The sequence below is a fragment of the Sphaerospermopsis sp. LEGE 00249 genome (assembly GCF_014299995.1).
Lineage (GTDB): Bacteria > Cyanobacteriota > Cyanobacteriia > Cyanobacteriales > Nostocaceae > Sphaerospermopsis > Sphaerospermopsis kisseleviana.
Map to the genome: position 1 here is coordinate 83,418 of NZ_JACJUZ010000005.1, position 14,511 is coordinate 97,928.

The 14,511-nt window shown below is 38.4% G+C and carries 11 protein-coding genes; 9 read left to right on the forward strand and 2 right to left on the reverse strand.

Annotated elements, in window-relative coordinates; translation table 11 throughout:
* Positions 1-116 precede the first annotated feature (116 nt).
* The 7 genes from H5968_RS03315 to H5968_RS03345 all read left to right on the forward strand — a co-directional run bounded on the left by H5968_RS03315 (position 117) and on the right by H5968_RS03345 (position 5,750).
* A complete protein-coding gene (locus H5968_RS03315; protein WP_255427034.1) occupies positions 117-413 on the forward strand; it encodes a hypothetical protein in 297 nt (98 codons plus the stop codon).
* Positions 414-486: 73 nt separating this feature from the next.
* Positions 487-804, forward strand: a complete 318-nt coding sequence (locus H5968_RS03320; protein WP_187038800.1) for an RNA-binding protein — start codon at positions 487-489, stop codon at positions 802-804.
* A gap of 94 nt (positions 805-898) precedes the next feature.
* Positions 899-1,813 (forward strand): hypothetical protein, encoded by a 915-nt coding sequence (locus H5968_RS03325; protein ID WP_187038801.1) that lies wholly within the window; start codon positions 899-901, stop codon positions 1,811-1,813.
* Positions 1,814-2,126: 313 nt separating this feature from the next.
* Positions 2,127-2,333 (forward strand): hypothetical protein, encoded by a 207-nt coding sequence (locus H5968_RS03330; RefSeq protein ID WP_187038802.1) that lies wholly within the window; start codon positions 2,127-2,129, stop codon positions 2,331-2,333.
* Entirely contained in the window at positions 2,323-2,712 is a 390-nt protein-coding gene (locus H5968_RS03335) for a type II toxin-antitoxin system VapC family toxin (RefSeq protein WP_187038803.1), read from the forward strand. Before H5968_RS03330 ends, H5968_RS03335 begins: the two co-directional genes overlap by 11 nt.
* A gap of 477 nt (positions 2,713-3,189) precedes the next feature.
* Complete coding sequence (locus H5968_RS03340; RefSeq protein WP_187038822.1) at positions 3,190-4,701, forward strand: AAA family ATPase; 1,512 nt, start codon at positions 3,190-3,192, stop codon at positions 4,699-4,701.
* Positions 4,702-5,258: 557 nt separating this feature from the next.
* Positions 5,259-5,750 (forward strand): SH3 domain-containing protein, encoded by a 492-nt coding sequence (locus H5968_RS03345; RefSeq protein WP_096572896.1) that lies wholly within the window; start codon positions 5,259-5,261, stop codon positions 5,748-5,750.
* A 47-nt stretch (positions 5,751-5,797) separates the two neighbouring features.
* Here the strand turns inward: H5968_RS03345 and sbcC are convergent, their stop codons facing one another.
* Positions 5,798-8,821, reverse strand: a complete 3,024-nt coding sequence (gene sbcC, locus H5968_RS03350) for an exonuclease subunit SbcC (protein ID WP_187038804.1) — start codon at positions 8,819-8,821, stop codon at positions 5,798-5,800.
* Positions 8,822-9,409: 588 nt separating this feature from the next.
* Between sbcC and H5968_RS03355 the strand changes: the two genes are divergently transcribed.
* Together H5968_RS03355 and H5968_RS03360 are read left to right on the forward strand one after the other, a co-directional pair.
* Complete coding sequence (locus H5968_RS03355) at positions 9,410-10,177, forward strand: hypothetical protein (protein ID WP_187038805.1); 768 nt, start codon at positions 9,410-9,412, stop codon at positions 10,175-10,177.
* Between the two features lie 390 nt (positions 10,178-10,567).
* A complete protein-coding gene (locus tag H5968_RS03360; RefSeq protein ID WP_187038806.1) occupies positions 10,568-12,811 on the forward strand; it encodes a pyridoxal-dependent decarboxylase in 2,244 nt (747 codons plus the stop codon).
* Positions 12,812-13,047: 236 nt separating this feature from the next.
* On the opposite strand, the gene H5968_RS03365 is transcribed toward H5968_RS03360, so the two are convergent.
* The gene (locus H5968_RS03365; RefSeq protein WP_187038807.1) at positions 13,048-14,373 is read right to left on the reverse strand and encodes an ABC transporter substrate-binding protein; all 1,326 of its coding nucleotides are present in this window, start codon (positions 14,371-14,373) and stop codon (positions 13,048-13,050) included.
* Positions 14,374-14,511: the final 138 nt, after the last annotated feature.

A 14,511-nucleotide genomic window follows, 5' to 3' on the forward strand; every position in this document is an offset into this window, starting at 1 on the left:
CTGCTGTGTGTGAGAATAAGGAACTGTCAGAATCAGGATATCCAGGATGTAAGGATTTACAGGATGAAGACTAGGAAAAATAAAAAAATACAAACAGTTTTGAGCTTATTCTACTCATGCAGTCCGGTCAATTAGCATCTACTCTAAGTGTTACAATTTACAAAACACCACAAAAAGGTAAAGGTCAAAAATTATTACAGGAAGGTTTTCAAGTCGCTGATTTTCCCTATAATCCACCTACCTTGATGGAAGTTGCTACTTTGCAGGACCAAACGACAGAAGCATTGCTGAGGAGTTCAACGAAAGCTATCAAGAGGGGATTCTTGAGGTATATATTGATCAGGCAAGCTACGAACAGTATTTCAAATCTCTTGAATATCGTTATGATGAAAAAGATGGTTGTGAGCGAATAGAGGTGGTTGTTCCTCAAAGTTTGTTTCCCATCCTTAACCAATTTCCACGAGTCCTTAAATCACGGTGAATATTATGGATAGTATAAGTTGGGAAAATATTAAATCTAAGTATAAGCTAGGTCAGTTTGTACAAGGTCAAGTAGAATTTCATACACCATTTGGCGTTTTTGTCAATATTAATGAGTCTTTGGTTAAGGGGTTGATCAAAATCCCAGATTTTTTAGATGAAGGGGGGATGAGTCCAGAAATGTATCCAGAAATTGGTACAACTATAGGCGCGGTTGTGGTTGGATACAATGAGAGTAATTGTCGGGAAGTATATTTAAATGCTAAACCCAGTGTACTGCATAAAGCCCTTGTGCCTTTGAAAATTCCTACATTAGCGAGTTAGGATTACTTTATGTAGGTGTAAAAAGCAGAATTAGCTGGTATTAAGACAGTAATTTTCTGTATAATAATTAATGATTACTTATAATTAGTTTTTTATGGCTCTGCTGGATGCTGTTTTTAAAGGTGTTGGGTTTCTTGCTTCTGTAGCTGGTGCAGCAGTTGAGAGAGTTGGATCAGTTGTAAAACAATGGGGAGAAAGTTTACTCTCTAATTTTCAAGTAGCCTATGGTGCAAATGCAGAGCCTAGTAATACAAAGGAAAATTTGGATACACTAGAAGTCCTTGATGCTGAAGTTATTGAACTAGAGAGAAAGCGATGGCGAGATGGAGGGCTTGCTCAACGCGATAAAAATAGATTATATGAACTTAATGCACTTAAAAAGCAAGAATTTGACAAGTATCAGCAATCTCAAACAATAGAATCGGCTCTTGAGCAGGTATCAAATCCTGACAACTATGAATCTACTCTTTTAGATAATAACAAAGCTCATATTCTTCAGTACCAAATGGGTCAGATAGTGCTTGAAAAGAAATGCCCGAACTGCGGAAGACCAATGTTTCTACAGCATGAAAAGCGTCCTGATGGTAGCCCATTAATACTCAGTAATTTCTTCTGGTCTTGTACTGGTTTCTATGAAAATAACCCAGCAATACTATGTAAAACTACAATCAGTTTTAATACTAAAGATATTGGATTATTACATAAAGTAGATATTCCTGAACTGAATGTTACCAACAGTGATCTTTCCATAATTTACTCGCAAAAAAGTGTCCAGCAAGTAATTACAAAAAGAGTAAAACAGCATATTCGAGAAAAAGATGGGGATATAATTTGTCAGGTTCATTATGTGCCTATGATACTTAGAGAAAAAAGAGAACATAATGGTCAGGTTTTAGATATGTTTCATTTAGGTTGTCCACATCCTGGTTGCGGACAGGTCGTTAAGCTTAAATCTCCAGCCCAACTAGCTGCATTTCTGAGGCGCAAGGAAGGACAAGGAATATTGTAAAAATAATTATTCTTGTGACTGCTGTTTTTGTGTTAAATCAGGTTTAAAAATTACTGATTTTGTATAAACATAACCCAAGTTTTTGATTCTGTATAAGTAGGATTTATAATAAATCTCTCTTACACATTACTCAGGAACATCCGTAAAGAAGGCGTTTTGCTATGACCGATGAACAAAGAGAACTCCCGATGAAAGCTAAACAGAGTCTAGAAGCCGCAAAACTACTACTTAACAACAATTAGTCCACAAACACAAATTGGTAAAATTGCCCATTAATCGCAAATTAAACAAATAGTTTTAGAGGTTTAAATCTATGACAAACCGCGAACAATTAATCCAAGAACTCGAAGAAACTCCTGATGATATAGTGCAACTTTTACTAGATTATTTACATCGTGTGAAAGCTACACGCAAAGACCATCCCTTATCTAAATTTGCAGGAATTTTAAGTGATGCAGAAGCAGCAGAGATAAAACAGTCAATTGCGGAATGTCGGCAGGTAGATAAAAATGAGTGGTGAAATTGCTTTGGATACTTCTGTTGCAGTTCGTTTCCTAAATGGTGACACCGCGATTATTGAAAGAGTATTAGCGTTACCGGAAGTTATTTTACCTCTAGTAGTAGCAGGAGAATTATTATTTGGGGCGGAAAATTCATCGCGTCCATTGCAAAATTTATCGCGTTATCTGGAGTTTATTTCCACTTGTACTGTTGTACCTTTGGGAAGAGAAACAACTTCTATCTATGCTCAAACTCGTTTAATGCTAAAGCGGAAAGGACGACCAATCCCCATGAATGATATTTGGATTGCTGCTCAATGCTTGGAAAAAGGGTGGATATTAGTTACAGATGATACGGATTTTGATTATGTAGATGGGTTGGTATTGGAGCATTGGTAATAAGGTCTACTAGCCATATCTCTCCTCTAGCGATTTGTGCCACTAACCTTCAACCCCGTCCGCTATAGTTTGCTCCCATAACTGTCTCTCAGAAACCTCCTCTTCCCACAGAGTTTCATTCTGCCAACAGTGAAAGCTTCATTGGCTCGTGTCAGAAACATTGAAATCTCAGGCTAATAGCAAAAGTCGTCTGAAGACGACTGAGAAAATATTGAATTTTTGATAATTATTGAGTCGGTTTGAACAGACTTCCGCTATGAGACTGGGAATTCATTCCCAAACTGATAATACTACTAAACGATAATAACGATACTACCCCTTATTCTCTCATCCTCCTTTGCGCCTTTGCGTCTTTGCGTGAGATAAAGCCCTTCTTCCTTCGCTTCCTATCCTTCGGGAACACCTCCGGTGAATGTGTCTTCGTGGTTCATTACCTTAAAAATAGGAAAAGAACAAAAATCACCAAACATCTACATCATGAACTTCCGCGAAGAATTTAAACTCCTCCTCCGCGCCCGCTACCCCCTCATTTACATCCCCACCTACGAAGAAGAACGGGTAGAAGCTGCTATCCGTGAAGAAGCGACAACCCAAGGAAACCGCCCCGTTTATACCTGGGATTTTGTGGACGGATATCAAGGAAACCCCAACGATACCGGCTTTGGCAAACGCAACCCCCTGCAAGCATTAGAATTTATTGAAAAATTACCTCCTACCGCCCCAGCAGTGCTAATTCTCCGGGATTATCACCGCTTTTTAGAAGATGTGGCGATCGCTCGCAAACTTCGCAACTTAGCCCGACTGCTGAAATCTCAACCGAAAAATATTGTTTTATTATCCCCACGGATTGCTATTCCCGACGATTTAACCGAAGTTTTAACCGTGGTAGAATTTCCCTTACCCGCAGCACCAGAAATAAAAACCGAGGTAGAACGCCTATTACAAGCCACTGGTAACGCACTTTCCGGTAAATTTATTGATGACTTGGTGCGTTCCTGTCAAGGGTTATCAATGGAACGGATACGCCGGGTTTTAGCCAGGGCGATCGCATCCCACGGAGAACTACAACCAGAAGACGTTGATTTAGTTTTGGAGGAAAAACGCCAAACTATCCGCCAAACCCAAATCCTGGACTTTTACCCCGCCACTGAGCAAATATCTGATATTGGGGGACTGGATAATCTCAAAGATTGGTTAATTCGTCGGGGTGGTTCATTCACAGAACGAGCGCGACAGTACGGATTACCGCATCCCCGTGGTTTAATGTTGGTGGGGATTCAAGGAACTGGTAAATCTTTAACAGCAAAGGCGATCGCCCATCATTGGCATTTACCTTTATTACGCTTGGATGTGGGGCGCTTATTTGGTGGTTTAGTCGGTGAATCAGAATCTCGCACCCGGCAAATGATTCAAGTTGCGGAAGCCCTTGCACCCTGTGTATTGTGGATTGATGAAATTGACAAAGCCTTTTCTGGTTTAGGTAGTAAAGGTGATGCAGGAACAACTAGCCGGGTATTTGGGACATTTATCACTTGGTTAGCAGAAAAAACTTCCCCGGTGTTTGTCGTTTCCACCGCTAACGATATTCAAGCTTTACCCCCAGAAATGCTGCGGAAAGGGCGATTTGATGAAATTTTCTTTGTCGGTTTACCCACCCAAGAAGAAAGAAAAGCCATTTTTACTGTACACTTATCCCGCTTGCGTCCCCATAACCTCAAAAGCTATGACATTGATCGGTTAGCTTACGAAACTCCCGATTTTTCCGGTGCAGAAATTGAACAAACGTTAATTGAAGCGATGCACATTGGTTTTAGCCAAAATCGTGATTTCACGACTGATGATATTTTAGAATCGGCTAGTCAAATCATACCTTTGGCGCGAACTGCGGTAGAACAGATCCAAAAACTGCAAGAATGGGCAGCAGCAGGGAGAGCGCGTTTGGCTTCTAAGCATAATGCTTTAAGCGATCGCATTCAACGTCAAATGTAATAATATTTTGCTGGGGACTGGAGAAGAAGGTGAAAGGTGACAGTGAAGAAGAACTTTCTATTATTTCTGATTCCTTGATCTTCTGACTCCTGTACGGGCGAAGTAGGGGCGAAGCATTCGGAAAATAGCCTTTTGATAAAATGATAATTTGTCGCCCGAATGCTTCGCCCTTACAGGAAAATAGCCTTTTGATAAAATGATAATTTGTCGCCCGAATGCTTCGCCCTTACAGGAAAATAGCCTTTTGATAAAATGATAATTTGTCGCCCGAATGCTTCGCCCTTACAGGAAAATAGCCTTTTGATAAAATGATAATTTGTCGCCCGAATGCTTCGCCCTTACAGGAAAATAGCCTTTTGATAAAATGATAATTTATCGCCCGAATGCTTCGCCCTTACAGGAAAATAGCCTTTTGATAAAATGATAATTTGTCGCCCGAATGCTTCGCCCTTACAGGAAAATAGCCTTTTGATAAAATGATAATTTATCGCCCGAATGCTTCGCCCCTACGACTCCTGACTCCTTGATCTCCTGACTCCTGACTAAAAAATATGAAAATAATTTCTGGATTTTTTAAACTTATACTTGGTTTTGTATTAGCGATCGCAGTTTTATTAGGTAGCGGACTGACAATAGCTCTCTATTTTGTTAATCGTACCGCCATTCCTCCCGAAAAACCCATGTTTGCTAATGATAGTCCCAAACCCAAAGCGAACAAACCAAAAGTCACACCAGTAAAAGCTACTACCACACCTAAACCTAGTCCTACTAGCAGTCCTAAACCTAGTCCTAGTCCTACTCCTACTCCCACTGAATCACCTGATACCTTACCACCAGGAGCTTACCAAGCTATTGTAACTTGGCCGCAAGGTTTGAGTATGCGAGATAAACCAGCCTCAGATGCACAAAGTATTGGTGGTGTTGGTGGTAATCAAAAAGTTATCATCTTAGAAGAAAGCGCGGATAAAAATTGGCAAAAAATTCGCATTGCAGGTACTGATCAAGAAGGTTGGGTGAAAGCTGGTAATACTAAACAAGTTGAAGAATAATTCTTGATCTTTAGGGAACAGGGAGTTCACTTTCAATTTGATCATGATTAAATTGACAATGATAAATGTGAACCTTGCTGATTTTTATTTACTTCAATCCGGGCTTGAAATGCTTCTTTGAGGTGAGGAATGTGTGTGACAGTGAGAATACAAGCAAAATCAGCAGCGATCGCATTTATGGCCGCAATCAGGCGATCGCACCCTTCTGTATCCTGTGTACCAAATCCTTCATCTATAATCAACAACTGCAACGCCGCACCCGCACGCTGGGCTAATAATTTTGCTAATGCTAAACGAATCGCAAAATTAATTCTAAATGCTTCTCCACCCGAATAAGTTTCATAAGCTCGTGTACCCCGCGCATCAGCAATTAAAATATCTAAGGTATCTATCAACTTGGCATTTTTCCGCGTTGACTTACCACTTCTTCCCGCTTTCTGAGTAACAAATTGTACGTGCAGTTGATTGGCACTCAACCGCGCCAGGAGTAGATTTGTCTCAGCTTCTAGTTGGGGTAACAGATTTTCAATCATCAAAGCTTGGATACCATTTTTACCAAATGCTTGCGCTAATTCCTGATATACCCGTTGTTGCTGTTTACAATCTTGTAATTGCTCTTGTTCTTGCTCATATTGATTTTGCAACAGTTCTAACTGATGTACTTGTTGTTCTAAACGCCCCAAATAAGCAATTTTTTCATCCATTTCTCGGCGAAAAATGGCTATTTTCTGTTCTAAATCATGAATTTGCTCAACAGGATTCTCACTAGCTTTTAATTGCTCTACAATACTATCCATTTCAATGGCAAGTTTTTGTTTATCTGCGGTTCTGCTATTATAAGCATTTGTTAAATCCTCCAATCTTTTCTGTAGTTGGGGATATTCTTGTTGAGCAGATAAAAACTGCTGATAGGGTAACTGCCAACATTGAAACTCTTTAACACCTTTACGAATATTACTATGTTGCTCAGAACTGTAAGCAATTTCTGTAATTTGGGTTTCTAGTGCTAATATTCCTCTTGCTATCTCTGAATTTATTTGTTCTGATGCTATTTGCGCCTTCAATTCCTCAATCATAGCTTGTAGCTCTGGTTTTCTCGTTGCTATTTGAGCTTGTTTTTTCTTGGCATCTTTAATCTGGACTTGTTTAATTTCTGCCCATCGTAAATTTTCTACTACACTTCTAGCTAAAGCATGATCTTGTTCATTGTAATTCAGTTGTTTGATATATTCATCTAACTCTTGAATTTCTGCTTGTTTATCAGGTGCATAATCACCTTCTAAGACCCTATGTAACTTTTCTTTTTCTATTAAAACCTGTTTTAGTTGCGTTTGCAGTTCAGCCGACGCTTGTAACTGGGCTGCTAATTTCCCCTTTTTTTCCCTTAAAGCGTCATAATTTGCTACTTGCTGCGATATTTCTCGATACTCCTGCCTTAATACTTGAATTTCTCGGTCAGAAACTGCCATCTGTTCCCGCAGTACCCAAAATTGCCCTTGAGTATCTTCATATTCTATTTGGGTTTTTTGTATTACTCGATGCCAGTGATTTTCATCTAAAGGATGTTCACACAAGGGACACAAAGCATTAGGATTTTGAAGAAGTTGTATTTTTTGTTCTAAGTCTCCTAGTAATTTTTCGTAGTCTTTTTGATGAGCTTGTAAACGTTCTATAAAATGGCGACGTTCATGGCCTTTGTCCTGTACCCTTTGCAAATAAACTCGCTTCTTCTCCAATTCTTCAATTTGTAAATCTACTTCTATCACATCTTGTTGTAACTGAGATTGTTTGCGAATTTTAGATTCAATTTGATTTTCTGTAACTTGTAACTGTTCTAAACTTGCTAATAATCTACTATGGATACGTTCTAATTCAGTTTGTAAATTTGCTCTTTGTTCTAATAAAGGTTTGACTTGTATTTGCAAATTTTCTAAAGAGTTAAGATGCTCACGTGCAGCAGATAATTGAGATAAAGCTGTTTCAATTTCTCCAGACTTTTTCAAAATTGGTTTGATTTCTTGTTGTTCTTTTTCTAAATTATTTAATTCAGCTTCTGCTGCTTGTATTTTGCGTTCAATAGATTGAATTTGTTTATCCAGTTGTTGTTGTTGTTGTTGTTTTAAAGTAATAGCGCGGGTATGTTGTTCAAACTTAATAGCAAAAACTTCTTCTTGACATTGCAAAGTTTGAAATTGAGAGTATCCAGCTTGAATTTGGTCGGATTGATGTAAAATAGATTCTAAAGCTGCCAATTGGGATTTGACAGCTAACTTGTCTTGATGTAGGCGATCGCAATCTTCACTAAGATTTTGATATTGCTGTCTGACAAAACTCAGTTTTTCCTCTAAATTTTGGCGTTGACTTTGAATAACTTTCAAACTTTGTAATTGAATATTATCAGCAGCTTGCTGTTGTTGCAGATGATTGAGTTGAACTTCTAACTCTGCTTTTTCTGCTGTAGTTGCTTCTCGTTGTTGAAGTTGAGATTTAATATTATCCAAAGAACGTTCTAACTCTTCCGCCCGTCCTTTATACTGTTTAGAATTATCCTTAGCCTTTTCTGCCAACAGATCATATTGATTAAGTTTTAATAATTCCGCTAGAATTTCCTTCCGTTCTGTTGGACGCTTGAGCATGAACTCATCCGCCCGACCTTGACGCAGGTAAGCAGAATTAATAAAAGTCTCATAATCAAGCTTGATATGTTGTAAAATCACATCTTGGGTTGCTCGCATCCCCTTACCAGTCAGAGGACGAAAACCAGCGGGAGTTTCAATTTGAAATTCCAAAACGCTAGTTGCACCCCGGACACGAGTACGAATCACCCGATATTTTTGTAAATTATTGTAGAAAGTAAAATCTACTCTGACTTCTTTTGCGCCAGAATAAATCACATCATCTTCAACAGTAGCACGACTTTCACCCCAAATAGCCCAAGTAATAGCTTCCAGAAGAGAAGATTTACCCGCACCATTAGAACCACAAATACAAGCCGTATGCAACCCGCCAAAATCTAAAGTTGCATCACGGTAACTCAGGAAGTTTTTTAGGATCAGTTGAACTGGAATCATTGAGGCTATAGTGCCATATCTACAATTTCTATTATTAACAGTACAGATGCACTTTGTGTGAGTTTACAGCAATTTTCAGGTAAATAAACCACATTTTGATTTAGGTTTCTGATTTAGGTTTCGCGTCAACAATGTAGGGGCGTTCGCAAAGCGTGCTGGAAGCATCAGCATTCGGATGATAGTCTTAGGTAAAAACCGATAATTAATTGTCCGAATGCTTCGCCCTTACTGTGGTCTAAAGACATGAAAACTGCTGTCACCATATAGATATTAGCTTTCTAGTCTGGAAAACATCTGATTACAAAAATTTATAACTAACTAGGGAATAGGGAATAGGGAACGGGGAAAAGCCACCCCTCTTGATAACTTTTGTAACTTATACATCAGTGCTATAAATCATCTATCAGATTCAGGATTCACCATATTCATAATCTATCCTGAGATTCTAATTGCTTATGTCAAATTAAAGATGTAAAAAATGTTTTTTTGGTTTTAAATGTTGAATATTGCTCAAATTTGTTACATTAAACCCACAGCAACAAAATATCTGTTGTCATCATAATTCATGTAGGAGTGAATGTGAATACTATGTTTCTACGTAAACATTTTATTTGTGTACCAAGTCTAGCCGCCCTGACAGTTTTAGGTAGCAGCGTTTGTGCAACTGCGCAGACAACCCATCCAGAGTCTGCTGTCATCTCTAAACACCAGGAAAGCACAGAACTTAACACCACTGTGTCTAACATACAGCAATTTCCCAACGCCGCTACTCTAAAAACGGCTAATCGGACAATTATACCCATTCCAGGGACAGTAGCTACCTCATCAACAATCTTGACTTCTGAAGATACAAAGCCTACTTCCCAACCATCTGCGACTCAAATAGCACAGCCGAAAGAAATAGCACAAGCAGATATTGATTTAGGAAGACCTACCCGTGGTGGTAGTAGCTATGTTGGCGTTGCTGGCAATATTGGGTTAAGTGGCGGAGCTTCAGCCTTGGGCGATGGTAATTTTACAGTCATCAGCAAAGTTGGTTTCACCAGGACTCTATCAGTTAGACCATCGGCAATTTTAGGAGATGATACTGTATTTCTCGTTCCCCTAACTTATGATTTTTCCTTCCAGCCCATAGGAGATCCATTTAGTGAACCTTTACCTATAGCTCCTTATGTGGGAGTTGGTGCAGCTATTAAAACTGGTAACAACTCGGAAACTGCTGTCATGGTGACAGGTGGAGTTGATATACCTCTAAATAATAGATTCACTGCCACAGCCGCTATCAATGCAGGATTTTTTAATCAAACTGATGTCGGTTTGTTAGTTGGTGTTGGGTACAACTTTGGTGGATTCTAAGTAGGTTAACTACCCAGATCCTCAACTTCTTGGAAAAGTCGGGGATCTATCCAGTATACAGTATATTAACGTTTTATTTCTTGCTAGGCAGCAATAAAAACATCAATTTTTGAACGCGTATTATAAAAATATAAACATTATTATCTATAAAAAATTATCTATAAAAAGTAAATTAATACTTATTTCTAGAGATAGAGTTAATGCAAAAAAACAGAGTTTACCGTTAAAGAATCAGGAATTTTACAAAAATAAGTTACTTCCAAATACAAAAAGATATAAATATTTCATTTCTTGTGGTGCGGGCATCCTGCCCGCTAATTATACAGGTTATACAGGGCAGACAGGATGCCTACCCCACAACATGAGATACTTGATTAAATAGGAATAATTATGGTTGGACGTATAGTTAAAAACTTCAGCTTTAAGGAAATCAAAAAAACAGACGACGGTGCATTATCTATTGGTCAATTTACTAATGTTCCTGATATTAACCCACCACAACCACCTGGCAATATTGCTAATTGGTTTTTAGGTACACGGGCGGAAAATGGAACAGAATTTAAACAACTTATTGCCCAAGCTGTAGATCATATTATAGATTATCGGCAAAGTTATTTACCAGGTGATCCAGAAACAATTACTCAGGATGTTAAAGCTTCTCTGGAATATCAAGCAGGAATGCAAGCTTTAAGGGATGCCTACAATCAATTGTTACAGCATTTGCGAGAATATGGTACGCCATTTTTTAGTATGCGTTATCAAGGTCATATTCTTTGGGATACCACCATACCAGGAATGCTTGGTTATTTTGCCGCAATGCTGCATAATTCCAATAATGCCACCATTCAAGCTTCTACTGCCACCACTTTATTAGAATTACAGGTAGGGCGTGATTTATGTGCAATGATTGGTTTTCCTGAAACCGATAAAATTGAACCTTGGTGTCATATTACTGCTGATGGTTCTATTGCTATTAATGAGGCGACTTGGGCAACAAGAGAATTAAAATTCTTTCCTTTTGCTGCGAAAAAAGCTTTACAAAAACAACCAGTATTAGCTAAAGCTAAAGCATTAGAAATTAAAATTGCTGATGGTAGTCAACCAAAATTAGTAGAAGCTACTTCTTGGCAATTATTTAATATTTGCATGGATGATATTTTGGCTTTACCACAGCGAATTTGGGAATTATGCGGTGAAAGTGAAAATATCAAAGATGTTTATGATGTTTGGGATTTAATTATTCCTTATAATCTTAATGTCCGGGGCTGGTTGGAAATGACTCGTTCTTGTTTTGAGGATGTGGGGGAAATAAAAATGATTGCCCCATCCTCTAAACATTATGCTTGGCCAAAAGCAGCAGCAGTTAATGGTATTGGCACAGATAATTTAATTGATATTTTTGTTGATGCTGATGCCAGATTAGATTTAGGAAGGTTAAATCAAACTTTAAATCAATGTTTAGAAAATCGCCATCCAATATTGTTAACTTTAGCGGTTTTAGGGAGTACAGAAGAAAGTGCAGTTGATCCCATAGATGGGATTTTAGAATTAAGAGAAACCTACAGGAAAAAGGGTTTAGAGTTTAATATTCACGTTGATGCTGCTTGGGGTGGTTATCAAATTTCTACTATTCGCCGTGATTATAATTTTGAAGAACAAAAATCACCTCTATTTATTGATGATTATAGTCAAGTGATGTTTAATGAACACACTATCAGGCAGTTTAAACACCTTCGAGATTGTGATTCTGTTACTATAGATCCTCACAAATCTGGGTATATTCAATATCCGGCTGGTGGTTCACTTTATCGTCATAGTTTATTAAAACATTTGACAACTTTTACCGGGACTTATATTGGCGGTTCTAAATCTATTCGTCCTCTAGAACCATCGGTAGGAATTTACGGTTTAGAAGGTTCAAAACCTGGAGCAGCAGCAGCTTCTGTTTTTCTTTCTCATCAACTAATTCGTCCTTCTGTAAGTGGCTACGGTAAGATTATTAATCAAGCGATGTTTAATAGTAAGTTGTTTTATTTGCGGTTACTTTTTATGGCCGCAGAAACAGATAATTTTATTGTTGTTCCATTACCACGTTTACCTATTGATCGCAGTGATATTAGTGATCATATTAATGGTGAACATGAGCATTATATAGCCCATTTGCGTCAACATCTCCAGGGAAAAAATCAAAGTCAAATACTTGCAGTTCCGGAAGCTATGGCATTATTTCGAGAAATTGGCTCAGATCAAAATATTCTCAGTTATGCTTTTAATTTCAAACATTGCGATCATCGTCTCAATGATGATGCTGATTTATGTAATGAGTTGAATAATCAAATTTATGATCGTTTTCACATTCATTACTACCAAAGTGGTGAAGCTGAAAATATTCACAAATACCAATTCATGCTAACTAGAACTATTTTTAGATTGGCAGATTATGGTGAGACATTCATTAATAATTATGCTCAACGTTTGGGACTAGCAACCACTCCAGAGGAAATGTCAATTTTGCGATCAGCAGTGATGGATCCTTATTTAAGTGATTTACCCAATGGGGGATCATTTTTTGATGAAATTATTGAACTGATTCGTCAAAATGTAACTGAAATTATTGAACAAAATTTTCGTTAATTGAAAATCAATACAGGATTTTATAAAATAAATACAGCAGTTTCTAGGTAGATGAGGTACATCATTAGGAAGAAATCTGCTGTAATTTAATTTTGGCAAATAAATTGTTTTTGGTAGTAGTAAGCTGTTACACAGCTAAATTGTATAATCCTAATATTCTGAACTCTTGTAGAACAAGCCTCTTGCCTGTTCCACTTATACAAATTCAATGCACAACAGCTTACCAGGAAAAATGTTTACTGAGGACTAACTTTGTCTATCACCTTTATTTTACCCTCATCTCCTACTGTCCAAACATCATAAACACCAACTACATCACCGTTAGCATCAACATCTACATTACCGCTTGCACCTTGGTAGTTGATTTTTTGCCCTTCTTTCAGTAGCTTCAGTCCTTCACAGACATCACTAACTTCTGTTCCTTCACCAGCAGCAACTTCTCGAAGTTTAGCAGCAATACCGACACCTGTATTTTCTTTAGCAGCTTGGGCTGATAATACTAACAAAGCTGCTGCATCCCAAGCTTGAGGTGCATATTCTCCTGGTGTTCCGCCTTTTTTCTCTTGCCACAATTTCTTAAAGGCTGCTAATGCTTTACCATCAGAACCAGGAACAGTACCAATAGCCCCAGTTAACAGATATTTGCCATCAGAACCTTTACCCACTTGTTCCGGGAAAGTATCTGATTTTACTCCGTCAGTGAGCATGATCTGTACTCCCTTGGCTACACCTTGCTGGTAAGCAGCTTTGAGGAATAAACTACCTGTTTCGGCATACATGACTGCTAATACCGCATCTGGTTTACCTGCAAAAGCAGCAGCAGCTTCAGTATCAAAGGTTTGGGCTTTGGGATCGTAACGAACTGGTTTATCTTTATTAACTATTGTTCCACCTAATTTTTCAAAAGTTTCTACAAATGCTTTTTCAAAACCTACACCATAGTCGTTGTTGATGACGACGGTAGAAACTCGTTGAAAACCTTTTTTCTTAGCAAGTTGGGCTAAAGCTAATGCTTGGTAAGTATCTGGGGGAGCAGTCCGCGCCCAAAATCCTTGAAAATCGCCTTTTTGCGCTTTTTCGGTAAATACGGGACTGGTGCTACCAGGGGAAATTAACATGACTTTGTTAGGGGTAGCAACGGAAATGGCAGCGGTAGAAACACTACTAGCAAATGAACCCACGACACCAGCAACTTTATCTACTGTTGCTAGTTTGGTCATACCTGCTGCACCAGCTTTAGGATCTGTTTGATCGTCTACTTCTATTAATGTGACTGGTTCTCCGTTGACTCCTCCACAAGCGTTGACGGTTTCTACCAGTAGGGGAACTGAACCAACCATTTGTTGACCGATGGAAGCTAAGTCACCTGTTGTTGGTAATAAACTACCAATTTTCAAACCTTTAGCACTGCTGGTTGTTGTGGTAGTGCCGGCTTCTGGGGTAGTTGTAGTTCCGTTTGTGCCTGTATTATTTGTTGTAGTGGTATTTTCACAAGCAGCCATGAACAAACTACTGGCTATAGTTACTAAACTCAAGGCTAGGGAAACACTCAATTTTGGCATATCTTCCTTTCACTCCTCTATGTTGAGGAGCTTGAAAATCAATTATTAAACTAACTGATTAGTTTAGCTGGTTAATGGCTCAAACTCCACAAGCTAAATATTAACATTAAGTTTTGGAAATCTAGGAAGGAGTATTTA

Bases quoted from the DNA above. Each gene is read 5' to 3' on its own strand.
- H5968_RS03315 (WP_255427034.1), top strand. From the start codon at position 117: ATGCAGTCCGGTCAATTAGCATCTACTCTAAGTGTTACAATTTACAAA.
- H5968_RS03320 (WP_187038800.1), top strand. From the start codon at position 487: ATGGATAGTATAAGTTGGGAAAATATTAAATCTAAGTATAAGCTAGGT.
- H5968_RS03325 (WP_187038801.1), top strand. From the start codon at position 899: ATGGCTCTGCTGGATGCTGTTTTTAAAGGTGTTGGGTTTCTTGCTTCT.
- H5968_RS03330 (WP_187038802.1), top strand. From the start codon at position 2,127: ATGACAAACCGCGAACAATTAATCCAAGAACTCGAAGAAACTCCTGAT.
- H5968_RS03335 (WP_187038803.1), top strand. From the start codon at position 2,323: ATGAGTGGTGAAATTGCTTTGGATACTTCTGTTGCAGTTCGTTTCCTA.
- H5968_RS03340 (WP_187038822.1), top strand. From the start codon at position 3,190: ATGAACTTCCGCGAAGAATTTAAACTCCTCCTCCGCGCCCGCTACCCC.
- sbcC (WP_187038804.1), bottom strand. From the start codon at position 8,821: ATGATTCCAGTTCAACTGATCCTAAAAAACTTCCTGAGTTACCGTGAT.
- H5968_RS03355 (WP_187038805.1), top strand. From the start codon at position 9,410: ATGTTTCTACGTAAACATTTTATTTGTGTACCAAGTCTAGCCGCCCTG.
- H5968_RS03360 (WP_187038806.1), top strand. From the start codon at position 10,568: ATGGTTGGACGTATAGTTAAAAACTTCAGCTTTAAGGAAATCAAAAAA.
- H5968_RS03365 (WP_187038807.1), bottom strand. From the start codon at position 14,373: ATGCCAAAATTGAGTGTTTCCCTAGCCTTGAGTTTAGTAACTATAGCC.